The organism is Pseudomonas sp. DWRC2-2 (assembly GCF_049897885.1).
Lineage (GTDB): Bacteria > Pseudomonadota > Gammaproteobacteria > Pseudomonadales > Pseudomonadaceae > Aquipseudomonas > Aquipseudomonas azotoformans_A.
Window position 1 is genome coordinate 385,352 of sequence record NZ_JAFCXD010000001.1, and the last position, 24,541, is coordinate 409,892.

Genomic DNA, 24,541 nt, shown 5'->3' on the forward strand with positions numbered 1-24,541 from the left:
CGTTCATGCATACCCTCGCCCAACTCAAGGCCGGCCAATTGGCCGGTATCACCCGCCTGGACCTGTCCTGCAGGCTGACTGAATTCCCTCGGGAAATCTTCGAACTGGCCGACTCCCTGGAAATCCTCAACCTCAGCGGTAACGCCCTGAGCCAACTGCCCGACGACTTGCACCGCCTGCCCCACCTGCGCGTGCTGTTCTGCTCGGACAACCGGTTCACCGAGTTGCCGGCAAGCCTTGGCCAATGCGCCAAGCTGAGCATGATCGGCTTCAAGGCCAACCAGATCAGTCATGTGCCCGCCGCCGCGTTGCCGCCGTTGTTGCGCTGGTTGATCCTGACCGATAACCGCATCAGCCAGTTGCCCGACGAACTGGGCAAGCGACCACTCCTGCAAAAGCTGATGCTGGCCGGCAACCAACTGGCGCACCTGCCGGCAAGTCTGGCCAACTGCCACAATCTCGAATTGCTGCGCATCGCCTCCAACCGCCTCACCCAGTTGCCGGATTGGCTGCTGGCACTGCCGAGCCTGACCTGGCTGGCCTATGCCGGCAACCCCGTGGAAATGGCCGTGGACCTAACCGGCGATGACGCCACGCCGAATATTCCCTGGTCCGAACTGGAACTGGCCGAAGTCCTCGGCGAAGGCGCTTCCGGCATTATTCGCAAGGCCCTGTGGAAACCGTCAGGCCAGCCCGTTGCGGTCAAGCTCTATAAAGGCACCATCACCAGCGATGGCTCGCCGCTGCATGAAATGCAGGCCTGCATCGCCGCCGGGCTGCACCCCAACCTGATCAAGGTACAGGGCCGCGTGGTCGGCCACCCGGATGAGCAGGCTGCACTGGTCATGGACCTGATCGACCCGAGCTACCGCAACCTCGCGGCCCTGCCGAGCCTGGCGTCGTGCACCCGCGACATCTATGAACCGGATACGCGCTTCAGCCTGGAAGTGGCACTGCGCATGGCGCGAGATATCGCGTCGGTCGCCGCGCACCTGCACCGGCACGGCATCACCCATGGCGACCTGTATGGCCACAATATCCTGTGGAATGCAGCCGGCGACTGTTTGCTGGGAGATTTCGGCGCGGCGTCGTTCCATGCCACGACGGATAGCCTGGAAACCAGGGCGTTGCAGCGGATTGAAGTGCGGGCGTTTGGGATTTTGCTGGGGGAGTTGTTGGAGCGGGTTGATGAACAGGTCAGTGACGAGCTGGTTAGGCTGGAAAAAAACTGCTGCCAGCCAGAGGTACTGGCGCGGCCGGGGTTCGAGGAAATCGAAACCATGCTGGGTTCTATACAACACCACTAAACCAATGTGGGAGCGGGCTTGCTCGCGAATGCGCAGAGTCAGTCAACATATTGATTGACTGATACACCGCATTCGCGAGCAAGCCCGCTCCCACATTCAGATCACATGTATCCTGCTAAAAATCAGCCTGCCAAGCCGACAAACATATCCTGCACGTCATCATGGTTGTCCAAGCCTTCGAGGAAGGCTTCAACCTCGGCCATCTGCTCATCGCTCAAACCGCTCACCGGGTTTTTCGAGAGGTAGCCCAGCTTGGCCGACAGCACGGTGAAACCCTGCTCCGGCAAGGCTTTTTGTACGGCGTCGAGGTCGGTGGTCTCGGTGATGAACAGGGTAGTGCCTTCTTCTTCACCCTCTTCGAAATCCTGGGCACCGGCTTCGATGGCGGCCATTTCCGGATCGGCGTCCGGGCTGTCCGGCGAGGCTTCGATCAGGCCGACGTGGTTGAAGTCCCAGGCCACGGAACCGGAAGCGCCCAGTTGGCCCTTGCGGAAGGCCACGCGGATTTCCGCCACGGTACGGTTGATGTTGTCGGTCACGCACTCGACGATCAGCGGCACCTGGTGCGGCGCGAAGCCTTCGTAGGTGACGCGGTGGTATTGCACGGTTTCGCCGAGCAGACCGGCGCCTTTCTTGATGGCGCGGTCCAGGGTTTCCTTGGGCATCGAGGCCTTTTTGGCCTGTTCCACCACCAGACGCAGGTGGGCGTTGGTGGAGGTGTCGGCGCCGTTGCGGGCGGCGATGGTGATTTCTTTCACCAGCTTGCCGAAGATCTTGCCCTTGGCATTGGCTGCCGCTTCTTTATGTTTGACTTTCCACTGTGCGCCCATGACTCACTCTCTTTTGTCCATCGCGCCCAAACGTCTACTGGCCGGCGCTTTGGGGGCAGAGTTTATAGCGCAAAAACGCAACGTTCCACCAAAAAACCGTCAGGGCGCCAACTCGAAAAACGCCTGAATCAGGCGCAGCGAGCGGCGCCGCTCCATGCAGCCGAGCATGTGCCGGTTCACCAGCCCATCGCCCTGGACCGGCACCGCACGCACGCGCGGGTCCGGACTGACCTCCATGGACGACACCACGCCTACGCCCAATTCAGCGGCGACGGCTTCGGTCACCGCTTCACGGCTGTCCAGTTCCAGCAGCACCTTGGGCTGTACGCCAGTTGCGGCACAGGCGTCATCGAACGTACGCCGGGTGATGGAACTCGGCTCGCGCAGCACCATGATCACCTCGTTGAGCTGCTCCAGGCGGATCCCTTCGGGCAGCGCCGCCCACGGGTGACTGGCCGGCACCAGCGCGCAAATCCGCGATTCGTTCAAGGGTTGCAGATGCAGGCCGTTGCGTGGCTCCACCTCGGTGAGCACCGCCACATCCGCATGCTCTGACAACAGCGCCGCCAAGGTTTCCTGGGCATTGCCCAAGCGCAGGTTCACGGTGATGCCGGGGTAGCGCGCGCGCAGGCTGGCGATCATCGGCATCACCAGGTGCGGGCCGTCGGCCGCGACTTCCAGGCGCCCGGTGAGCAATTGGCGATTGGCCTCCAGCATCGTCTGCGCTTCGTCCACCAGGCCGAAAATGGCCCGGGTGATCGCCGCCAGCCGCGCGCCCTCCTCCGTCAATTCCACGCGCCTGGCGGTGCGACGCAGCAACGGGATCTGGTAGTGCTCTTCCAGCGCCTTGATATGCCCGGTCACCGCCGGCTGGCTGATGAACAGCCGCGCCGCCGCACGGGTAAAACTGCCCTCGCGGGCCACGGCATCGAACGCACGCAATTGAAACAGGTTCATAGCTATCGGCCTCACTGATAGCTCGCATAACAACAAACAATTTGATTGATGACAAGCCAAACTGCAATTTAGGCGCCGTAGATTCATCCGATGCTTCGCGAGGACTAATAATGACGACGCCCATCCTGCTCACGCCCGGCCCGCTGACCACCTCCGCCCGCACCCGCCAGGCCATGATGGTGGATTGGGGTTCATGGGACGACCGCTTCAACCAGCTCACCGCCAGCGTCTGCGAGCAGTTGCTGGCAATCATCAACGGCGCGGCCAGCCACCACTGCGTGCCGTTGCAAGGCAGCGGCACCTTCGCCGTCGAAGCCGCCATCGGCACCCTGGTGCCGCGCAATGGCAAGGTGTTGGTGTTGATCAACGGCGCCTACGGCAAGCGACTGGCGAAAATCTGTGAAGTGTTGGGCCGCGAGTTCAGCACCTTTGAAACCGCCGAGGACCAACCCACCACCGCTGCCGATGTGGACCGCCTGCTGCAAGCCGACAAGGCCATTACCCACGTCGCGCTGATCCATTGCGAAACCAGCACCGGCATCCTCAACCCCCTGGCCGAGATCGCCCAGGTCGTGAAAACCCACGGCAAGCGCCTGATCATCGATGCCATGAGTTCCTTTGGTGCGCTGCCGATCGATGCTCGCGACGTGCCGTTCGATGCGCTGATCGCCGCGTCAGGCAAATGCCTGGAAGGCGTGCCGGGAATGGGTTTTGTCTTCACCGATAAACAGGCACTGGCTGCAGCCCAAGGCAACTGCCACTCCCTGGCGATGGACCTGTTCGACCAGCACGCCTACATGACCAAGACCGGCCAATGGCGCTTCACCCCGCCAACCCATGTGGTGGCGGCCCTGCACGAAGCGCTGCTGCAATACGCCGAGGAAGGCGGCTTGCCCGCCCGCCATCAACGCTATGCACGCAACTGCCAGGCACTGCTCGACGGCATGGCCGAATTGGGCCTGCGCAGCTTCCTGCCGGCGCAAATCCAGGCGCCGATCATCGTCACCTTCCACGCCCCACACGACCCGCGCTACCAGTTCAAGGACTTCTACGAACGGGTCAAGGCCAAGGGCTTCATCCTGTATCCGGGCAAGTTGACCCAAGTGGAAACCTTCCGCGTGGGCTGCATCGGGCATGTGGATGCAGCCGACATGCACGCCGCCGTCACCGCCATCGCCGACGTACTGCACGCCATGGGCATCACCCTTTCTTCTTCCGGAGCACACGCATGAACTATCAGAACCCCAACACCCTGCAAGCGGTGATCCTCGACTGGGCCGGCACCGTGGTCGACTTCGGCTCTTTCGCTCCCACGCAGATCTTTGTCGAGGCCTTTGCCGAGTTCGACGTGCAAGTTTCCATCGAAGAAGCCCGTGGCCCGATGGGCATGGGCAAGTGGGACCACATCCGCACCCTTTGCGACCAACCACAGGTTGCCGAACGCTACCGCAAGGCGTTCGGCCGCACGCCAACCGATGACGACGTTACCGCCATCTACCAGCGCTTCATGCCGTTGCAGATCGAGAAGATCGCCGAACACTCGGCGCTGATCCCCGGCGCCCTCGACACCATTGCCCGGCTGCGTGTGCAAGGCATCAAGATCGGTTCCTGCTCCGGCTACCCCAAGCAAGTCATGGATAAAGTCGTCGCCCTGGCTGCCACCAACGGCTACATCGCCGACCACGTGGTCGCCACCGACGAAGTGCCCAACGGTCGCCCATGGCCGGCCCAGGCCCTGGCCAACGTGATCGCGCTGGGTATCGATGATGTGGCGGCGTGCGTGAAGGTCGACGACACCGTGCCGGGTATCCTCGAAGGTCGTCGCGCCGGCATGTGGACCGTGGCCCTGACCTGCTCCGGCAATGCGCTGGGCCTGACCTACGAACAGTTCCGCAGCTTGGACGCCGCGACCCTGGCCAGCGAGCGCCAACGCATCGAGGCGATGTTCGAAGGCTCGCGCCCGCACTACCTGATCGACACCCTCAATGACCTGCCTGCGGTCATCAGCGACATCAACGCACGGCTGGCCCGTGGGGAAATGCCGCAGAGCTACTGACCGAGGTCAAAACCACGGCATTTACGCCAGGCAAACCGCTCAAAACCGGCATACAGTTAAAGGACTCCATCACCAAAGAATGGAGGTTTGCCCTGATGAGTGAGGAAACCAGCGATGCCGTGGAAAAACTCCGATACACGTTACAGCACCATGTCGATCGCGTTGCACTGGTTGATGGTGGTGCTGCTGGCGGTGGTCTACGCCTGCATTGAATTACGCGGCCAGTTTCCCAAAGGCAGCGGTGCGCGGACGTTGATCGTCGAGATGCACTTTATGTTCGGACTCACGGTGTTTGTGCTGGTGTGGTTGCGGTTGTTCGCACGCAGCCTGGGCGTGGCGCCGAAGATCGTACCGGCACCGCCGCAATGGCAGAGCCTGTTGGCGACCCTGATGCACGTCGCGCTCTACGCGTTGATGATCGGCATGCCGATTGCCGGTTGGCTGATCGTCAGTGCCGAGGGGCATTCGGTGATGTTCTACGGCATGGAATTGCCGCCGTTGATTGGCGAGAACAAGGCACTGGCCAAGGAGATCGAAGGCTGGCATGTGTGGTTCGGCAAGGTCGGTTATTGGCTGATCGGGCTGCATGCGCTGGCGGGGATTGCCCACCACTACATCCTGCGGGACAACACGGCGTTACGCATGATGCCAGGCAAGCGCGCTAACCCGTGAAGCCCCGGTTGCCCTGAAGGCCGCCGGTGTGGACGAAGATCAGGCGAGTACCGGGGGTGAAGCGCCCGGCCTCGATCTGTTGCTTCAATGCGAGTAAGGCCTTGCCGGTGTAGAGCGGCTCCAAGGGCAAGCCGCAGGCTTGTTGCGTGGCGTCGATGAAGTCGAGCAGTACCGGGTCGACGTTGGCGAAGCCACCTCGGCTGGCGTCCAGCAGTTCATAGCCGCCCTGCACAAGGGCGTCGACGTTCTGTGCCACGCCGTGATCATCCGGCACCGCCATGGCGCCATACACCGGGTGTGCGCCCGCTTCCGCCAGCACCAAACCGGCCAAGGTCGTCCCCGTACCCGCCGCCAACCACCACGCGTCGTAATCCGCCCAGCCCAGCGTGGGCAACTGCGCGCGAACCTGCTCGACCAGCACACCACAGCCAATCGCACCGGCAAGCCCGCCACCGCCTTCGGGCACGGGATGGAGATCGGGATATTGCTCGCGCCAAGGTTGCCAAAAGCCCGGCTCATGCCGCGCACGATAGCCGCCATACCCCAGCCAATGCAGCTGCATGCCGAAGGCTTCCAGGTCTTGGATTGTGGGAGTGTCTTGAGGATGCCCGCGCAGCAGGCCAACCGTGGGAAAACCGAAGCGTTTGCCCGCCGCCGCCAGCGCATGCAAATGGTTGGAGTAGGCACCGCCGAGGCTGATGACGCCGCGAGCGTTTTGCGCCCGCGCCAAGTGCCCGGTGAGCTTGAACCACTTGTTGCCGCTGATGAGCGGGTCGATGCGGTCCAGGCGCAACACGGCCAGCTCGACACCTCCCAGCCAATCCAGGCGCAAAGGTTCAAGCGGTGCGTGGGGCAGCCAATCGAAGGGACCCATCAGGCGGGACCTGCATGAAAAACGGGGCGGTAGTCTAACACCGCCCCGCTTCGGGTCTTACAGCTCCGCAGCGAGGCGCGAGCCCTGGTTGATGGCGCGCTTGGCGTCCAGCTCGGCCGCCACGTCGGCACCGCCGATCAGGTGCACATTCTGACCGGCCGCGACCAGGCCGTCCTGCAATTCGCGCAGCGGGTCCTGGCCGGCGCAGATGACGATGTTGTCCACCGCCAGCACCTGGGGTTCGCCCTCGGCGCCAATGCGGATGTGCAAGCCCTCATCGTCGATCTTCAGGTATTCGACGCTGTTGAGCATCTGCACCTGTTTGTTCTTCAAACCGGTGCGGTGGATCCAACCGGTGGTCTTGCCCAGGCCGTCGCCGACCTTGGAGGTCTTGCGCTGCAGCAGGAACACTTCACGCGCCGGCGCATGCACCTGGGCCTTGATCCCCGCCACGCCGCCCCGGGCTTGCAGCTGGGTGTCGATGCCCCATTCCTTCCAGAACGCTTCGCGGTCCAGGCTGGTGGACACGCCCTGGTGCACAAGGAATGCCGAGACGTCGAACCCGATACCGCCCGCACCGATCACCGCGACGCGCTTGCCCACCGGCTTGCGCTCCAGGATCACGTCCAGGTAGCTCAGCACCTTGGCATTGTCGATGCCTGGAATCGCCGGGGTACGCGGCGCAATGCCGGTGGCGAGGATGATCTCGTCATAACCACCTGCCGTGAGTTGCGCCACATCGACGCGGGTGTCAAGGCACAGTTCGACGTGGGTGGTCTGCAATTTGCGCTTGAAGTAGCGCAGGGTTTCGAAAAACTCTTCCTTGCCCGGCACACGCTTGGCGATGTTGAACTGGCCGCCGATTTCGCTGGCGGAATCGAACAGGGTCACTTGATGACCGCGCTCTGCCGCCACCGTGGCAGCCGCCAGGCCCGCAGGACCAGCACCCACCACAGCGATCTTCTTGATCTGTTTGACGGGCAGGTAATTGAGTTCAGTCTCGTAGCACGCCCGTGGGTTGACCAGGCAGGTGGTCAACTTGCCGCCGAAGGTGTGGTCCAGGCAGGCCTGGTTGCAGCCAATGCACGTGTTGATCTCATCGGCACGCCCGTCGGCAGCCTTGTTGACGAAGTCTGGGTCAGCCAGGAACGGCCGCGCCATGGAGACCATGTCGGCGTCGCCCTCTGCCAGAATCTGCTCGGCGATTTCCGGCGTGTTGATGCGGTTGGTGGTGATCAGCGGAATCTGCACCGCACCGCGCAGCTTGGCGGTGACTTTGCTGAACGCGCCACGGGGCACCTTGGTGGCGATGGTCGGAATGCGTGCTTCGTGCCAGCCGATCCCGGTGTTGATGATCGTCGCGCCAGCACCTTCGATCGCCTTGGCCAACTGCACGATTTCTTCCCAAGTGCTGCCGCCTTCCACCAGGTCGAGCATCGACAGGCGGAAGATAATGATGAAGTTCGGGCCCACGGCCTCACGCACACGGCGCACGATTTCCACGGCCAGGCGCATACGGTTTTCGTAGCTGCCACCCCAACGGTCGGTACGGTGGTTGGTGTGAGCCGCGAGGAATTGGTTAATGAAATAACCTTCGGAACCCATGATTTCCACGCCGTCGTACTCAGCCACCTGGGCCAGCAGCGAGCAGGTGACGAAATCCTGGATCTGCTTTTCGATGCCCTCTTCGTCCAGCTCCTTGGGCTTGAACGGGTTGATCGGCGCCTGGATCGCGCTCGGGGCGACCTGCTTGGGGCTGTAGGCATAGCGGCCGGCGTGGAGGATCTGCATGCAGATCTTGCCGCCCGCCTCGTGCACGGCCTGGGTCACGATCTTGTGTTTCTGCGCTTCTTCGTCGGTGGTCAGCTTGGCCGCGCCAGCGTAAACACCACCCTCGTCATTCGGGCCGATGCCGCCGGTTACCATCAAGCCCACGCCGCCTCGGGCGCGCTCGGCAAAGTAGGCTGCCATGCGCTCGAAACCGCCGGGTTTTTCTTCCAGGCCGGTGTGCATCGAGCCCATCAGGGTGCGGTTGCGCAAGGTGGTAAAACCCAGGTCCAACGGGGCCAGCAGGTGCGGGTAGGCAGCAGCGGTCATGGTCAAGCTCCACAACGGATCATCACGGGACGTGGCAGGCTCGAATGGCCTGCCATCGGTTTATGTCCCACAGACTAAGAGGCAGTGGACGACGGCTCAATGACTGAAACTGACAAGTTATTGATCCAAATGCACAGCGCCCCTTGGCAAGCCCGCTCATGGGCCCTACCCTAGTCGCGAACCCTACACACGGTCTGTTGTCTGTTGCCCCATGCGTAAACTTCTCGCTTTTACCGTCACCATGGCCCTGGTTGCCGCCGTCGCCGCGTATCTGGTCTGGACCCAGGAGCGCCCCGTGGCGCATTACCTGTCGGACCTGCGCATCACCCTCGCCGTCAACGAAGGCCTGCCGGCCGACCGAGGCAACCTGCTGGGCATCCAGCCGGAGCTGTTCCCCGCCGACTACCAGAGCCTGGAACGCCTGCACTTGAAGCTCGCGGCCTACCTGCAAAAAGCCCGCGACCAGGGGCTGATCAACGACAAGACCATCGTCGTGCTACCGGAACACATCGGCACCTGGCTGATGCTCACGGGCGAAAAGAACGAGGTGTATCAGGCTCTCCACGTCAAGGATGCGATGAACTGGCTGTCGGTGAGCAACCCGTTGCTGTTCGCCCGCGCCTGGATCAGCGCCACCGGTGACAACCGCACCGACGACGCCTACCTGCGCATGAAAGCCGACGGCATGGCGCGGGACTATCAAGTCCTGTTCGGTGGCCTGGCCAAGGAGTTCGGTGTCACCTTGGTGGCCGGCTCCATCACCCTGCCCAACCCGAGTGTCAGCCAGGGCCAACTGCGCGTCGGCCATGGCGCCTTGTACAACGCCAGTGTGGTGTTTGCCGCCGATGGCTTGCCGATCGGCGATCCGCAGCGCCAGCTCTACCCGATCTATGACGAGCGCGGCTTTATCGAGCCGGGTGATGAAAACGTCGTCAGTGTGGTCGACACTCCGGCCGGCCGCTTGGGCGTACTGGTGGGCAGCGACAGCTGGTACCCGGACAACTACCGCAAACTCAACGAACGAGGCGCCCAGTTGATCGCCGTGCCGGCCTTTGTGCTGGGCCGCGATACCTGGGACCGCCCTTGGCGCGGCTTCAAAAGCGTGTCCACGCCGACCGAAATCAGCCTCAAGCCCGAAGAACTCAGTGAGGGCGAAGCCTGGCGTCGCCTGACCCTGATCAGCCAGCCACCGGTCAGCCAGGCCAGCGCCGGCATGAGTGTGTTCCTGCGGGGCCAGTTCTGGGACCTGGGCACGGCCGGGCACAGTTTTCTCAGCAGCAACGGGCAAGTCAACGCCGATGGCGAAGCCCGTGGCGCGCGCCTGTTGAATATCTGGCTGTGAAGCCCGTACGGCTGGGTGATCTGTCGGTGGGCTTCGTGCACACCCTGGCCGATGCCATTCACAGCCACGGCCTGGACCCGCAACCGCTGCTGCTGCAATACGGCCTCGACCCGGCGCGCCTCGCCGAAGCGGGTGCACGGTTGTCGATCCCGCGCTATATGCGCCTGGGCCATGCCGCCATCCAACTGACCGGCGACGCGGGCCTGGGCCTGCGCATGGGCCAGCTCAGCCGTTTGAGCCAGGCCGGGCTGGCGGGCGTCACTGCCGCGCAAGCGCCCAACGTACGCGAGGCGGCGCGCGCATTGACTCGCTTTGAAGCGCTGTACGGCTCCAATTATCGCGGGCAGTCGAGCTTTGCCGAAGATGCCGAAGGCGCCTGGTTGCGGTTCTACTCCATCAGCCCCTACAACGCCTACAACCGCTTTGTGGTGGACTCGATCATCGCCGGCTGGCTGCATCAACTGTCGAGCCTGGCCCAGCAACCGGTGCAGGCGCAGCGTATCGACATCGAGTTCGAGGCACCGGAATACAGCGATCAGTACAGCGTGCTGGGAGACATCCACTTCGGTGCCGAGGCCAACCAACTGCGCCTCAACCAGCAGACGTTGGCCCTGCGCAACCCACAGCATTGCCCCAGCACCTGGAACCTGTTGTTACAACTTTGTGAGAGAGAGTTGGAGCAATTGACCCGCACCCGCAGCCTGCGCGAGCGCATTACCCGCTTGCTCGGACCCATGCTCAATGGCGGCCGGGAACCCGACCTGGAAGAAGTGGCGGCACGCTTGAAGCTGCCCACCTGGACACTGCGCCGCAAACTGGCCGACGAAGGCACTCAGTTCCGCGCGATTCTCAATGACACCCGCCGCGACCTGGCCATGACCTACATCCGCGATACGGAACTGGCGTTCGGCGAGATCGCCTACTTGCTCGGTTTTGCCTCGGCCCAGGCGTTTCAACGGGCCTTCAGGCGATGGAACAACCAGACCCCAGGGGAATTTCGCCGCAGTCAGCGGCATTCCGCCTGAAGTCGGTATTACAGCTCTGTAGCGTCGTCAGCCGGTTCCAGCGGGTCCAACTCAATCGCGTGGTACTCCAGCAGTTCTTCCTGGTAATCGTCCATGGTGGACTCCTTCTTGAGTTAAGAGTGGCTTCAGGTAAATGACCTGCATTACCAGCCTAAAGTGCCGTCATGACGAAAAAATGTCGGCGTTATGACGTTCCTGCACCTAAGGATTGAACGTAGCAGCGTTACCGGGATTTAGCACCTGGGCCATGAGAAACCATTGCAATGATTGCAATTGCAATCAAATACAAATTTCCTTTAGGGTAATGGCATTCGTCGCCAGGTAACCCTCCCCATGTCCGCCACTACTGCACACGCCGCGCAACTCTGTATCGACGCACTGAACACCACCGCCACCGTCCACAGCTCACCGCTGTATACCGTAATGAGCATGGCCAACACCCTGGAATCCAGCCGGCAAGCCTGGGTGATTCGCGGCCAGTCACACTCCCGGCGTGTGGGTAACTGGCCCAGTTGGTTTGCACGCAATACCGCCGAAAAACCCTTGCTCTACCTGCACAGCGCGCATTCGTCGGCGCAGTTGAGTGCGTTGTCGGACGCCACACAACAGCGCGGCATCCTGTGCAACGACACTGAAAACCAGCCTTCCGCCTGGCCCAAAGGTACACAACCTTCCCTGCCACTGTGGCTCGCCACCCATCCACGTTGCACACCCTACGACCCTGCTTCCGGCGAGGAAGCCCGGACGATTGTACTGGCAGGCTTGCACACCTTGTATGTCGAGGGTGAGCCGGGGTTTTATTACCTCGCGTTGCATGATCAGCAAAGCGTAGCGGTGCTGAGCACGCAGGATCGCCAGGACGCGCTCAAGGGCATGTACCCCATCACGCGTGACCACACGGGCGACGTACGTTTGCTCGGTGCGGGCAGCGCACTGGAAGACGTGCTGCACGCCGCACGATTATTGAAGCAGGACTGGGACATCACTGCGCAGGTCTGGAGCTGCCCCAGTTACACACGACTGGCGCGCGAGGCTGCAGTAGCTGAACGCTGGAATCGGCTGCACCCTACAGCGCCCAAGCGCAGTTGCCATTTACGTGAATGCCTGGCCACAAATGCAGCGCCGGTGATTGCTGTCACTGGGTATCCGCAGGCGATTGTCGATCAGTTAGCGGGGTATGTGGATGCGCAGTTTGTGCCGCTGGGAGCGGGGTCAGTGCAAGCGGCGGCACCGAGTCGGTATTGGATCGTGGTCATGGCGCTGCGGGCATTGGCGGATGAGGGGCGTATTGCTCTTCAGCAGGTGGAAACAGCGATGGCCCGGTACTCACTCCAATGAACTGGAACGCCGCAAACTGTGGGAGCCGGCTTGCCCGCTCCCACATTGGATCTGCACTGAGTTTCAAGTTTTGCGCCGGCTGCGGGTCTGCCCCCCGGCCTCCATCGCCAGCCCTGCCGTGCGCTCCAATGCATCCGCAAATCCCTGGCGCTGCTCCGGCTCGATCTGCGACAGAAACAGCTCATCCACCGTGCTTTCGTAGATCTTCCACATCTTTTTACGCAACACCCGGCCGGCGTCGGTGATCGAGGCAAACGCCGCGCGACCGTCGCCATCGGAGCGCGAGCGCACGACCAGTTCGTCCTTTTCCAGACGATCAACCAGGCGCGTGAGGTTATAGCGCTCAATGGCCAGCACATCAGCCAGTTCGTGCATACGGCGGGTGCCGTCGGGGCCGCTTTCCAGGCCCCACAGCGCGTCATACCAAGCATACGGCGGCAGGTCCGCCTCGGCCAGGCGCCGCTCGATTTCACGGATGACCGTCCTGTGGGCCCTGACAAAACGGAACCATACATCCGGTTCTTTCGACGACATCCAACACCATCCGGGAGATTTCAAGAAGGTTGCAATAGTAGCTCATCCCGCGCTAGATTCGACCATGTAGTTGCAATTGCAATTACTTTGTCGGCACTCCCATAAGGAGCCCGCCACTTGAAACCCGCCTACCCTGGAGCCTCACATGACCCCGAACAACGCAGTCAGACGCGACGACGATCCACAGGAAACCCGCGAGTGGCTGGAGTCCATCGAATCGGTGCTGTCCACCGAAGGTCGCCCGCGCGCCCACTACCTGATCGATCAGTTGCTGGATTTCGATGTGGCGCGGCATGGCGACTTCTACGGGCGGGTCACCACGCCCTACGTCAATACCATCCCGTTGGACCGCCAACTGCCCTATCCTGGAAACTTGGCCATTGAGCGTCGCACCAACGCGTTTATCCGCTGGAACGCCATGGCAATGGTGCTGCGAGCAGGCAAGCACTCAGGTGTGGGTGGGCACATCGCAACCTATGCGTCAGCGGCCGTGCTGTATGACGTAGGCTTCGACCACTTTTTCCGTGGGCGTACCGATACCTTTGATGGCGACCTGGTGTACATCCAGGGCCACTCCTCCCCTGGCATCTACGGCCGCGCCTACCTGGAGGGCCGCATCAGCGAAGCACAACTCGACAACTTTCGACGTGAGGCCGGTGGCGAGGGCATTTCATCCTATCCGCACCCACGGCTGATGCCTGACTTCTGGCAGTTCCCCACCGTGTCCATGGGACTCGGCCCGATCACTGCCGCTTACCAGGCGCGCTTTATGCGTTATCTGGAATTGCGTGGCCTCAAGCAACATCAGGGCCGCAAGGTCTGGGCCTTCCTCGGCGATGGCGAAATGGACCAGCCGGAATCCCTGGCCGCAATTTCCCTGGCCGGGCGTGAGAAACTCGATAACCTGATCTTTGTGGTCAACTGCAACCTGCAACGCCTGGACGGCCCGGTGCGCGGCAATGCCAAGGTGATCCAGGAATTCGAAAGCCTGTACCGCGCCGCCGGCTGGAACGTGATCAAAGTGATCTGGGGCGGTGGCTGGGACGCGCTGCTGGAAAAAGACCAGAGCGGCCTGCTGCGCCAACGCATGATGGAATGCGTGGACGGCGACTATCAGAACTACAAATCACAGAACGGCGCCTACGTTCGCGAACATTTCTTCGGCAAATATCCGGAGCTGCTGGCGTTGGTTGCGGACATGTCTGACGACGATATCTGGAAACTCTCACGGGGCGGACATGACCCGGACAAGGTCTACAACGCCTATGCCGCTGCCGTGCGCCACACTGGTAGACCTACCGTGATCCTGGCGAAGACCGTCAAGGGTTTTGGCATGGGCGAAGCCGGCGAAGGCCAGAACATCAACCACCAACTCAAGAAAATGGGCGTCGACGCTGTAAGAGCCTTCCGCGACCGCTTCGCCCTGGAAGTGGCCGACGACCAACTCGCCGACATCCCTTACATCAAACCCGCCGCCGACAGCGAAGAAGCCCGCTACTTCGTTGCACGTCGCCAGGCGCTCGGCGGTTATGTACCGGCGCGGCACAGTGCGGTCGAGTCGTTGCAAATCCCTGAATTGAGCGCGTTCGCCACCCAGCTCAAAGACACGGGCGAGCGCGCGATCTCCACCACCATGGCCTTTGTGCGCATCCTCGGCACCCTGCTCAAAGACCCGCACCTGGGCAAGCTGATCGTGCCCATCGTGCCGGATGAATCGCGCACCTTCGGCATGGAGAGCCTGTTCCGTCAGATCGGTATCCATTCCGCCGTCGGCCAGCTCTATACCCCACAGGACGCAGGACAACTGAGCTACTACAAGGAAAGCAAGGACGGACAGATCATGCAGGAAGGCCTGAATGAATCCGGCGCCATTTCCTCTTGGATCGCAGCGAGTACGTCCTACAGCAACCACGGCCTGATGACGGTGCCGTTCTATATCTTCTATTCGATGTTCGGGTTCCAGCGGGTCGGAGACCTCGCCTGGGCAGCCGGCGATGCGCGGGCGCGCGGTTTCCTGTTAGGGGCCACGGCCGGCCGCACCACGCTGATGGGCGAAGGCTTGCAGCACGACGATGGGCACAGCCATATCCTGTCGTCGGTGATTCCGTGCTGTGTATCCTACGACCCGACGTTTGCCTACGAGCTGGCGGTGATCATTCGCGAAGGCATGCGGCGGATGTATGTCGAACAAGAGGACATTTACTACTACATCACCCTGCTCAACGAAAACTACCCGCACCCGGCGATGCCTGATGGCGTGGAAGATGGAATTCTCAAGGGTATGTATAGGCTGGGTGCCAGCAAGCAGGCGCAAGTCCAACTGATGGGCAGCGGCTCAATCATGCGGGAGGTCATGGCGGCGGCTGAACTGCTGGAGAAAGACTTCGGCGTACGCAGCGATGTGTGGAGCGTGACCAGCCTCACCGAATTGCGCCGTGACGGGCATGAGGCCGAGCGCTGGAACCTGCTGCACCCAGAGTACGAGCCAAGGGTGAGTTACGTGGAGCAATGCCTGGTCGGGCACACGGGGCCGGTGGTGGTGGCGACGGACTATGTAAAGCTGTTCGCCGATCAGATCCGCCCCTTCGTACCCGGTCGACGTTTTGTGGCGCTGGGCACCGACGGCTTCGGGCAATCGGACACCCGCGAAAACCTACGCACTCTCTTCGAAGTGGACCGGCACTTCATCGTACTGGCCGCCTTGAAGGCATTGGCGGACGACGGCGTGATCGCGCGTGAAAAAGTCAGTGAAGCCATCAGCCGCTACGGGATCAACGTCGACAAAACGAACCCCGTAGCAGTCTGATTTACTGCGCAGGCGTCGGCAGGGGCGGAATCGCCTCCGTCGGCGGTGGCAGGTCCGGGTTGCTGGTGGCCGGTGCAGGCTCGGCTTGCGGCGCAATCGGCGCAGCTTCGACGGGTGGCGCTACCGGCTGTGAAACAGCGGGTTCTTCCTTCGCAGGCTCGACCTTCTCGGCGGCGGGTGCGGCTTTAGGTTCCGGCACGCCGAGTTCAGCCTTGGGTTTCTCGGGAATGTTCTCGGCCTTCTTCACCTCTTGCGGGAGGAACACGTCCACCAGCGCAAAGTAACGCTCGTAGAACTTCGGCGCGGACACCGTCTCGCTGGCCACCTTCACCATCGAGTCATCGGTGGAGCCGATCGGCATCGACACCGAACCCAGCACGCCCACCCCCAGGCTTGCGGAGTTGTTGACCTTCTTCAGCGCATAGCGATCCTGAAGGGCGTTGGCAAACATCGTCGAATGGTTGGTGCCTTTGCCATCATCGGCACACACCACGTTGAAGCTGATCTGCAGATGGGTCTCGCCGGTCTGCTGGAAGCTCTTGTTGCCCACCACCAGTTTCGGATCGCTGCTGGTGATGATGTAGCCCTGGCTCAGCAAGGCACGCCGCGCGGCTTCGCACGCTGCAACGTCAGTGACCGGGTAATCCCGGGAAAACGTACCGGAGTCGTCGAAATTCTCATGTTCATAAATGGCGGTCTTGGGTGACGAGCAGCCCGCGGCGCCCGCCAGCACCAGCGCCAGCCCGAGGCTACGCAAGTGAAATGATGTCGACATTGAAAATCCTGAGGAAAACGGTCCGGGCGGTATTGTGCAACAGAACGCTGCCTTGGCGCGCGCATTCCTGTCGGTAAAACGTCACAGCCTTACGCGACGCCGCCCGTAGGAAACAGCCCGGCACCCATATGATCAATAAACACGCGCAGTTTGGCCGAGGCATGGCGACTTGATGGCCATAACATCCAGAAGCTCCCCCGGTGCTCCAGATAATCATCCAGCACCCGCTGCAGACGTCCTTCGTTCACCGCCTGATTGACCATGTAGTCCGGCAGACAGGCGATACCCAGGCCTTCGTGCACCACATGGTTGAGGGATTCAATCGTGGTGCTTACCAGCGGGGCACGCAAAACGGGATCCGAGGTGCCGGGAACAAGTCGCAGCGGCCAGTGCTCCAGTTTGCCGGTCGCGCAAAACTTGTGGCGCAGGCAGGCATGCTCGCTCAACTGCTGCGGCTGCTGCGGTGTGCCGTGCTGGCGAAAATACCCTGGTGTTCCCACCAGCACCAGTTGGTAATGCCCCAGGTGGCGGGCCATCAAGCGCGAATCTTCTGGCTTGCCGGTGCGAATCACCGCGTCGAACCCTTCCTCGATCACATCCACCATGCGGTCGGAAAAATCCACATCCAGTTCGATGTCCGGGTAGGCGCGCATGAAGTCGCTGATCACCGGCATCAACAGGCCACGCACTTGCGGCACGCTGATGCGCAACTTACCGCGCGGTGTGGCGCTGGCTTCGGTCAGCTCCCGTTCGGCGGCCTCGACCTCAGCCAGGATGCGCCGCGAGCGCTCAAGGAACAGCGCACCTTCGCCGGTCAAGGTGATGCTGCGCGTGCTGCGGTGAAACAACCGCACGCCCAGGCGCTCTTCCATCCGCGCGATGCTTTTGCCGATGGCTGAAGACGATACACCCAGCACACGCCCGGCGGCGGTGAAGCTGCGGGTCTCCGCCACCTGCACGAAAACGGAAAGGCTGCCCAGGCTGTCCATAAAAAAGTCCTTAATGATTGCGGACGTTGAAGTCCGATAAGTTCGGAACCTTAGCCTGTTTTTCCGCCGACCACAGCCCCCTACCCTGCCTGCTTGCCCTTTTGCATGGATAGAGCACGATGACCTCCCTTACCGATTCCCCCATGAAAGTCCAGCGGGACACGCTGCCATTGGGTGGTTTGCTGGCCTTGGCCAGTGCCGGTTTTATCACCATCCTCACCGAAGCCATGCCCGCCGGTCTCTTGCCACAAATGGGCGAAGGCTTGGACGTGTCACCCGCACTGGTTGGCCAATTGGTCACGCTGTACGCCCTCGGATCACTGCTGGCGGCCATCCCCCTGACGCTGTTGACCCGAGGCTGGCGACGCCGCCCTCTGCTGCTTATCGCGATTGGCGGCTTTGCTTTGGTCAACAGCGTGACCGCCCTTTCCAGCCACTACGGGCTGACCCTCGTCGCACGCTTCTTCGCCGGCGTGTTTGCCGGGCTGCTGTGGGCACTTCTGGCGGGTTATGCCAGCCGGATGGTGGCACCTCATCTGCAAGGCCGCGCGATTGCGGTGGCCATGCTTGGGGCACCGTTGGCGCTGTCACTGGGCGTGCCCGCCGGCACCTTTCTGGGCGCCGTGGTCGGCTGGCGGCTGAGCTTTGCGATCATGACCGGGCTGACATTGGTGCTCTTGGTATGGGCGCGTTGGCAACTGCCGGATTTCGCTGGCGAACCGGCTGGAAAACGCCTGGGCCTGCATCAAGTGCTGGCCTTGCCGGGGATTCGTCCGGTGCTGTGGGTGACCTTGACCTACGTGTTGGCCCACAACGTTCTGTACACCTATATCGCTCCGCTGCTGGTGCCAGCCGGCATTGCTGCGGATATCGACCGAGTGCTGTTGGTGTTCGGCCTCGCCGCTTTGTTGAGCATCTGGCTGGCCGGCGTGCTGATTGATCGTTGGCTGCGCGCACTGCTGCTGATCAGTTGCGCACTGTTTGGCGTGATTGCCTTGGCAATGGCCTTCTGGATGAACGTGCCCGCGGTCATCTATCTCGCCGTCGCGTTGTGGGGCCTGGCGTTCGGCGGGCTGCCTGCATTGCTGCAAACAGCGCTAGCCAAATCAGCGGGTGAGTCGGCGGACGCCGCCCAGTCGATGCTGGTGACCGTGTGGAACCTCGGAATAGCAGGCGGTGGGCTGGCGGGCGGTGTATTGCTTCAGGGCTGGGGCGTTGCCGCGTTTCCGTGGGCGATTGTGCTACTGATGCTACTGGCGCTGATCGGGGCCTCACAGGTTGCGTCCCAACAACTGGCCCGGCCATCCTTCCAGCTCGAACGTTGATAGACGCTGATACCCGCACGTTTCATAAAACCGCACAAGCTCCCCGGTGCCACCGGCATAGCAGTCCACTCGCAGGCGCCTCGCTCCAGCAGCACGGGCTTGGTCGTCGGCGAAGGCCAACAGCCGTCGACCCAGCCCACGGGCACGCACGTCACGCGCGGCGATCAGCAGTCGCACATAGACTTCCGGCTCGCAGGCTGCCGGCACGTAAGGCATCGGCTCGCCCAGCACCAGTGCTGCCAGAATAAGCCCGTCTGGCGCCTCGACCACCCAAGCACCCGGCAACACGCAAGCCTGCGTGACTTGCTCGACTCGCCGTGGCAGTACCGACCAGGGCTCAGTGCCCCATTGAGCGGTATTGCCCCTACTCACGAACCAGGCGATCACACCATCAAACACCTGCAACACTGCCGGGACATCCGCTGCACTCGCGCGACGGATCTCCCACGCCTCTGCTCCTTGAATGGACACGCTTGAAACTCCCTGGCTGGCGTTAACGAGCGACCAGTCTAGCGCACATGAAAAAGCCCCCGGTCTTTTCAGGCCGGGGGCTTTTTTGTTCAAACCGACATCAGAACTTCTTGATGTCAGCCTTGGTTTCCAACTGCTTGCGGTACGCCGCGAAGTCCTGCTGGCCGACACGGGAGGCGAGGAAGCGGCGGTATTGCGCCTTTTCTTCGTCCGTTGGGGCAGCAGCTTCGTTGACACCGTTCAAGCGCACGATCACCAGGCTACCATCCGCCAGGGTCACGGTGGTGAAGGTCGGCTTGTCCTTGGCCGCAGGCTTGGGCATGCGGAACAGGGCTTGCAGCACGGCAGGGTCGATCGCTTCCTGGCCACGGGTGGCCGCTTCAGTGACTTTCCACGCCTGGCCGTCGACCGGCTGGTTCAGCGCAGTCTTGCCATCACGCAGGCTGGCGATCAATTCGTCAGCATGAGCCTTGGCAGCCGCGCTGGCGCGCTCCTTGGCCATCTGCGTGCGAATCGCCGCATTGACGCTTTCCAGCGGCAGTTGCGAAGGCTTCAGATGCTCCTTGGCACGCAGTACGATGATGGTTTCCGGGTCCAGTTCGATGGCGGTGCTGTTGGCGCCTTCATCCAGTACTTCCGGGCTGAACGCTGCGGTGACCACAGCACGGTTGGCCGCAACACCTTCGCCACCGTCACGGCCAAACGGCGCGGAGGTGTGAACGGTCAGCTTCAGGTCGGACGCCGGCTGGGCCAGGTCGGAGGCTTCGAATGCTGCGTCTTCCAATTGCTTGGTCGCTTCGACAAAACGTTGCTCAACCTGCTGGGTCTTGAGTTCTTTGGTCAGCTTGTCTTTCAGGCTGGCAAACGTCGGCACTTGCGGTGCCTCAACGCCCAACAGCTTGATCAAGTGCCAACCGAAGGTGCTGCGTACCGGTGCCGAGACCTGGTCCTTGTTCAACGCGTACAAGGCAGTTTCGAAGTCCGGGTCGTAGACGCCAGGGCCGGCAAAGCCGAGGTCGCCGCCACTGTTGGCCGAACCCGGATCCTGGGAGAACTCCTTGGCCAGGGCTTCGAACTTCTCACCCTTGGCCAGGCGTGCCTGGATTTCTTCGATCTTGGCCTTGGCTTGCGCGTCGGTGACCTTGTCGTTGACTTCGATCAGGATGTGCGCCGCACGACGCTGTTCAGCGAGGTTGGCGGTTTCTTTCTGATAGGCCGCCTGCAGCTCTTCGTCCTTCACGCTGACCTGGTCGAAGAAGGAAGACTTCTTCAGTTCCAGGTAGTCGATGACCACCTGGTCCGGGGTCATGAACTCTTTGGCGTGCTGGTCGTAATAAGCCTTGACCTCGTCGTCGGTGAGTTTCACCGCGGCAGGGTTGGCCTTGATGTTGACGGTGGCGAAGTCGCGGGTCTGTTTTTCCAGACGCGCAAATGCCAGCACTTCGGCATCGGTGACGAAACCGCTGCCAGCAATACCTGCGCGAACCTGACCGATCAGCATTTCCTGGGTCAGCATCTGACGGAATTGCATACGGCTGTAGCCCAGTTGACGGATCACCTGGTCAAAGCGTTCGGCGTTGAACTTGCCGTCCACCTGGAATTCCGGCGTCTGCAGGATTACCTGGTCCAGCGCAGCTTCAGAGAAGCCAAACTTGGAGTCAGCCGCACCTTGCAGCAACAGCTTGCGATCGATCAGACCCTTGAGGGCCGCTTCGCGCAGCAGTTTTTCATCCAGCAGGGAGGCATCGAAATCCTTGCCCAGCTGTTGCATCAGCTGGCGACGTTGCATGTCGACGGCCTGGCTCAGTTCGGTCTGGGTGATTTCTTCACCGTTGACCTTGGCCACGTCCTGCTTACTGTTACCCGAAGCCTGGAAAATGGCCTCGATACCGGTGAACGCCATCAATGCGACGATGATCCCGATAATGGTCTTGGCAATCCAGCCTTGTGAATTGTCCCTGATATTTTGCAGCATGCGTCCCCCAGAAACGGTTGAACTTCAAGAATAGGCAACCGTGGAGCGTGGGTAGAGTACGGATATAAGAAAGGCGCATCCAAGGATGCGCCTTCTCGCAACTGGCGGAGCGGACGGGGGCTTTGGTTCTCCCCCCGGCTTCGCGACCCTATGCATACGTGGGTCTGCCGCCGCTCCGCTCCCAGGTCGAACCTACGTTCGTCCCGGGTAGGTAAAGGCTGGATCGAAGCTTAGTTAACAGCTTCTTTCAGGGCTTTACCGGCTTTGAAACCTGGTTTCTTGGCAGCAGCGATCTGCAGTGCTTTGCCAGTCTGTGGGTTACGGCCAGTGCGAGCTGGGCGGTCAGTCACAGAGAAAGTACCGAAGCCTACGAGGACCACGGAGTCGCCGGCCTTCAGAGCGCCAGTGACGGATTCGATTACTGCATCCAGCGCACGGCCAGCAGCAGCTTTCGGGATATCAGCGGATGCAGCGATAGCATCAATCAGTTCCGACTTGTTCACTCTAAGTCCCCTTATATATCTATTGAGTATGATTCTAAGTTTTTTGGTGAAAGCAAAAACCAGTGCTGAATGGCCTACAGACACTAAGAGCCGCTTTATAACAAGGGCTCTAAAAAGCTGTCAAGGAAGCCCCCCAGGCTTTAACACATTAATGCGTGCTAATTCTTTCCTTGGAATCAGACTCGCGTTTTTCGTCCTTGGCAACTATCTCCGGAGCCACATCCGGCAAGGGCTCCGGCGCGTATTGCAGCGCAATTTGCAGGACCTCGTCAATCCATTTAACCGGTTTAATCTGCAGATCCTGCTTGATGTTGTCAGGAATTTCCTTCAAGTCGCGAACATTCTCTTCAGGAATGATCACCGTCTTGATACCACCCCGGTGTGCAGCAAGCAATTTCTCTTTCAGACCACCGATGGCCAATACCTGACCACGCAGGGTGATTTCCCCGGTCATGGCGACATCGGCGCGCACCGGAATGCCCGTCAATGCCGACACCAAGGCCGTGCACATGCCTACGCCAGCGCTAGGGCCGTCTTTCGGGGTCGCCCCTTCCGGCATGTGGATGTGCGTGTCGTGCTTCTCGTGGAAGTCCAGGGGGATCCCCAGGCTCTTGGCGCGGCTGCGCACCACGGTCTGCGCGGCAGTGATGGATTCAACCATCACGTCACCCAGGGAGCCGGTCTTGATCAGTTGACCTTTACCAGGAATGACAGCGGCTTCGATGGTCAGCAATTCGCCGCCCACCTGGGTCCACGCCAGGCCAGTCACCTGCCCTACCTGATCCTGCTGCTCGGCCAGACCGTAGCGGAATTTCTTCACGCCCAGGAAGTGCTCCAGGGAGTCGGCAACTACCTTCACCGAGAAGCGTTTTTCCAATGCATGCTCTTTGACCGCCTTGCGGCAAATCTTCGCAATCTGGCGCTCCAGGCCCCGTACACCGGCCTCGCGGGTGTAGTAACGCACGATGTCGCGGATCGCCTCGACCTCGAATTCGATCTCGCCCTTCTTCAGGCCGTTGGCCGAAATCTGCTTGGGCGCGAGGTATTTGACGGCGATATTGATCTTCTCGTCTTCGGTATAACCCGGCAGACGAATCACTTCCATCCGGTCCAGCAGTGCCGGCGGGATGTTCATGGAGTTGGAGGTGCACAGGAACATTACGTCGGACAGGTCGTAGTCGACTTCCAGGTAATGGTCGTTGAAATTGTGGTTTTGCTCGGGGTCGAGCACCTCCAGCAACGCCGACGCTGGATCGCCACGCATGTCGCTGCCCATTTTGTCGATTTCATCGAGCAGGAACAGCGGGTTGCGCACGCCCACTTTTGTCATCTTTTGAATCAATCTTCCTGGCATCGAACCGATGTAAGTGCGGCGATGACCACGGATTTCCGCTTCATCACGCACACCACCGAGGGCCATGCGCACGAATTTACGGTTGGTGGCATTGGCAATCGACTCAGCCAGCGAGGTTTTACCCACGCCAGGCGGACCCACCAGGCACAACACCGGACCGCGAATCTTCTTCACGCGCTTTTGCACAGCGAGGTATTCGAGGATGCGTTCTTTGACTTCTTCGAGGCCATAGTGGTCGGCGTCGAGAATGTCTTCGGCGCGCGCCAGGTCCAGGCGCACTTTGGTCTGGGCCTTCCACGGCACTTGCACCAGCCAGTCGATGTAGGAGCGCACCACGGTGGCTTCGGCCGACATCGGTGACATCTGCTTGAGCTTGTTCAACTCGGCAGTGGCTTTGGTCAGGGCGTCTTTCGGGAGGCCAGCGGCATCGATGCGCTTTTTCAGCTCTTCGATTTCGTTGTGGCCTTCCTCGCTGTCGCCGAGCTCTTTCTGAATGGCCTTCATCTGCTCATTCAGGTAGTACTCGCGCTGGCTGCGCTCCATTTGTTTCTTCACGCGACCACGGATGCGCTTCTCGACCTGCAACAGGTCGATTTCGGCATCCAGCAGCGCCAGCACGTGTTCGACACGCGCCGACAGGTCGATGATTTCAAGGATGTCTTGCTTCTGCTCGATCTTCAGCGCCATGTGCGCGGCCATGGTGTCGACCAGGCGACTTGGCTCATCGATGCTGTTGAGGGAAGACAGGACTTCAGCCGGGACTTTCTTGCCCAACTGCACATACTGCTCGAATTGCGAGAGCAGGCTGCGTACAAACACTTCGGACTCGCGCTCAGGGGCCTCGACTTCGTCGATCAGCGCCACTTCAGCGCGCAGGTGGCCATCCACCTCCATGAAACGCTCGACCGCACCACGCTGCTCACCTTCCACCAGCACCTTGACGGTGCCATCTGGCAGCTTGAGCAGTTGCAGCACGGTCGCAATGGTACCGACGCGATACAGGGCGTCTTCGCCAGGATCATCGTCAGCAGGATTCTTCTGGGCCAACAGCAGGATCTGCTTGTCGCCCGTCATCGCGGCCTCGAGGGCTTCGATAGACTTCTCGCGCCCCACGAACAGCGGGATAACCATGTGCGGATAGACGACGACATCACGCAACGGCAGGAGAGGCAATTCAATGGTGGTCTTCATGATTTCGCCTCTATGACAGATGAAAAATAAGCTTGAAACCAAGATGGGGGCTGCATGCAAAAAAAACAAGCTTATTGCCAGCAGTTAAACGCAGTAAACGCCTTGGGGTAAAAAACGCCG

20 protein-coding genes are annotated in these 24,541 nt (G+C 61.1%); 9 read left to right on the plus strand and 11 right to left on the minus strand.

What is annotated here, in order from left to right; genetic code table 11:
* Positions 1 to 5: 5 nt before the first annotated feature.
* A complete protein-coding gene (locus tag ACP7EW_RS02020; RefSeq protein WP_426214945.1) occupies positions 6 to 1,307 on the plus strand; it encodes a protein kinase in 1,302 nt (433 codons plus the stop codon).
* Positions 1,308 to 1,429: 122 nt separating this feature from the next.
* Here ACP7EW_RS02020 and ACP7EW_RS02025 read toward each other — a convergent pair whose 3' ends face one another.
* On the minus strand, positions 1,430 to 2,137 hold the full coding sequence (locus tag ACP7EW_RS02025) for a YebC/PmpR family DNA-binding transcriptional regulator (RefSeq protein WP_016976136.1): 708 nt from the start codon (positions 2,135 to 2,137) through the stop codon (positions 1,430 to 1,432).
* A gap of 99 nt (positions 2,138 to 2,236) precedes the next feature.
* Positions 2,237 to 3,094: a LysR substrate-binding domain-containing protein gene (locus tag ACP7EW_RS02030; RefSeq protein ID WP_033903251.1), complete on the minus strand. Its 858-nt coding sequence runs from the start codon at positions 3,092 to 3,094 to the stop codon at positions 2,237 to 2,239.
* A gap of 110 nt (positions 3,095 to 3,204) precedes the next feature.
* On the opposite strand from ACP7EW_RS02030, the gene ACP7EW_RS02035 reads away from it, so the two are divergent.
* From ACP7EW_RS02035 to ACP7EW_RS02045, 3 genes are all read left to right on the plus strand, one after another.
* Positions 3,205 to 4,326 carry a 2-aminoethylphosphonate--pyruvate transaminase gene (locus tag ACP7EW_RS02035; RefSeq protein ID WP_426214946.1) on the plus strand — a complete coding sequence of 374 codons (1,122 nt, stop codon included), beginning with the start codon at positions 3,205 to 3,207 and terminating at the stop codon, positions 4,324 to 4,326.
* On the plus strand, positions 4,323 to 5,150 hold the full coding sequence (gene phnX / locus ACP7EW_RS02040) for a phosphonoacetaldehyde hydrolase (RefSeq protein ID WP_426214947.1): 828 nt from the start codon (positions 4,323 to 4,325) through the stop codon (positions 5,148 to 5,150). The genes ACP7EW_RS02035 and phnX overlap by 4 nt, the downstream gene beginning before the upstream one ends.
* 114 nt (positions 5,151 to 5,264) lie before the next feature.
* A complete protein-coding gene (locus tag ACP7EW_RS02045) occupies positions 5,265 to 5,822 on the plus strand; it encodes a cytochrome b (protein ID WP_016976132.1) in 558 nt (185 codons plus the stop codon).
* Here the strand turns inward: ACP7EW_RS02045 and ACP7EW_RS02050 are convergent.
* Together ACP7EW_RS02050 and ACP7EW_RS02055 are read right to left on the minus strand one after the other, a co-directional pair.
* On the minus strand, positions 5,812 to 6,696 hold the full coding sequence (locus tag ACP7EW_RS02050; protein WP_426214949.1) for a 1-aminocyclopropane-1-carboxylate deaminase/D-cysteine desulfhydrase: 885 nt from the start codon (positions 6,694 to 6,696) through the stop codon (positions 5,812 to 5,814). The genes ACP7EW_RS02045 and ACP7EW_RS02050 overlap by 11 nt on opposite strands.
* A 57-nt stretch (positions 6,697 to 6,753) precedes the next feature.
* Positions 6,754 to 8,793, minus strand: a complete 2,040-nt coding sequence (locus ACP7EW_RS02055; protein WP_426214951.1) for an FAD-dependent oxidoreductase — start codon at positions 8,791 to 8,793, stop codon at positions 6,754 to 6,756.
* A gap of 211 nt (positions 8,794 to 9,004) precedes the next feature.
* On the opposite strand from ACP7EW_RS02055, the gene ACP7EW_RS02060 reads away from it, so the two are divergent.
* The 3 genes from ACP7EW_RS02060 to ACP7EW_RS02070 all read left to right on the plus strand — a co-directional run bounded on the left by ACP7EW_RS02060 (position 9,005) and on the right by ACP7EW_RS02070 (position 12,498).
* Entirely contained in the window at positions 9,005 to 10,135 is a 1,131-nt protein-coding gene (locus ACP7EW_RS02060) for a carbon-nitrogen hydrolase family protein (protein ID WP_061448965.1), read from the plus strand.
* Complete coding sequence (locus tag ACP7EW_RS02065) at positions 10,132 to 11,160, plus strand: AraC family transcriptional regulator (RefSeq protein WP_033903258.1); 1,029 nt, start codon at positions 10,132 to 10,134, stop codon at positions 11,158 to 11,160. Before ACP7EW_RS02060 ends, ACP7EW_RS02065 begins: the two co-directional genes overlap by 4 nt.
* A gap of 333 nt (positions 11,161 to 11,493) precedes the next feature.
* Positions 11,494 to 12,498 (plus strand): transketolase-like TK C-terminal-containing protein, encoded by a 1,005-nt coding sequence (locus tag ACP7EW_RS02070; protein WP_426214954.1) that lies wholly within the window; start codon positions 11,494 to 11,496, stop codon positions 12,496 to 12,498.
* Positions 12,499 to 12,561: 63 nt separating this feature from the next.
* Here ACP7EW_RS02070 and ACP7EW_RS02075 read toward each other — a convergent pair whose 3' ends face one another.
* Positions 12,562 to 13,032, minus strand: coding sequence for a MarR family winged helix-turn-helix transcriptional regulator (locus tag ACP7EW_RS02075; protein ID WP_426214956.1), 471 nt, complete (start codon positions 13,030 to 13,032; stop codon positions 12,562 to 12,564).
* A gap of 145 nt (positions 13,033 to 13,177) precedes the next feature.
* Here ACP7EW_RS02075 and aceE point away from each other — a divergent pair, with 145 nt between their 5' ends.
* Positions 13,178 to 15,838 carry a pyruvate dehydrogenase (acetyl-transferring), homodimeric type gene (gene aceE, locus ACP7EW_RS02080; RefSeq protein WP_426214958.1) on the plus strand — a complete coding sequence of 887 codons (2,661 nt, stop codon included), beginning with the start codon at positions 13,178 to 13,180 and terminating at the stop codon, positions 15,836 to 15,838.
* Between the two features lies 1 nt (position 15,839).
* On the opposite strand, the gene ACP7EW_RS02085 is transcribed toward aceE, so the two are convergent.
* Both ACP7EW_RS02085 and ACP7EW_RS02090 read right to left on the minus strand, forming a co-directional pair.
* Complete coding sequence (locus tag ACP7EW_RS02085) at positions 15,840 to 16,613, minus strand: DUF2242 domain-containing protein (protein ID WP_033903262.1); 774 nt, start codon at positions 16,611 to 16,613, stop codon at positions 15,840 to 15,842.
* A gap of 89 nt (positions 16,614 to 16,702) precedes the next feature.
* Entirely contained in the window at positions 16,703 to 17,602 is a 900-nt protein-coding gene (locus ACP7EW_RS02090; protein ID WP_426214960.1) for a LysR substrate-binding domain-containing protein, read from the minus strand.
* A 119-nt stretch (positions 17,603 to 17,721) separates the two neighbouring features.
* On the opposite strand from ACP7EW_RS02090, the gene ACP7EW_RS02095 reads away from it, so the two are divergent.
* Positions 17,722 to 18,927, plus strand: coding sequence for an MFS transporter (locus ACP7EW_RS02095; protein WP_426214962.1), 1,206 nt, complete (start codon positions 17,722 to 17,724; stop codon positions 18,925 to 18,927).
* Here ACP7EW_RS02095 and ACP7EW_RS02100 read toward each other — a convergent pair.
* The 4 genes from ACP7EW_RS02100 to lon form a co-directional block, all read right to left on the minus strand.
* Positions 18,874 to 19,398 (minus strand): GNAT family N-acetyltransferase, encoded by a 525-nt coding sequence (locus tag ACP7EW_RS02100; RefSeq protein WP_426214964.1) that lies wholly within the window; start codon positions 19,396 to 19,398, stop codon positions 18,874 to 18,876. The genes ACP7EW_RS02095 and ACP7EW_RS02100 overlap by 54 nt on opposite strands.
* 100 nt (positions 19,399 to 19,498) lie before the next feature.
* Positions 19,499 to 21,373 carry a SurA N-terminal domain-containing protein gene (locus ACP7EW_RS02105; protein ID WP_269131221.1) on the minus strand — a complete coding sequence of 625 codons (1,875 nt, stop codon included), beginning with the start codon at positions 21,371 to 21,373 and terminating at the stop codon, positions 19,499 to 19,501.
* A gap of 230 nt (positions 21,374 to 21,603) precedes the next feature.
* Entirely contained in the window at positions 21,604 to 21,876 is a 273-nt protein-coding gene (locus ACP7EW_RS02110; protein ID WP_003174819.1) for an HU family DNA-binding protein, read from the minus strand.
* 148 nt (positions 21,877 to 22,024) lie between these two features.
* Positions 22,025 to 24,421, minus strand: a complete 2,397-nt coding sequence (lon, locus tag ACP7EW_RS02115) for an endopeptidase La (protein WP_033903268.1) — start codon at positions 24,419 to 24,421, stop codon at positions 22,025 to 22,027.
* Positions 24,422 to 24,541 lie beyond the last annotated feature (120 nt).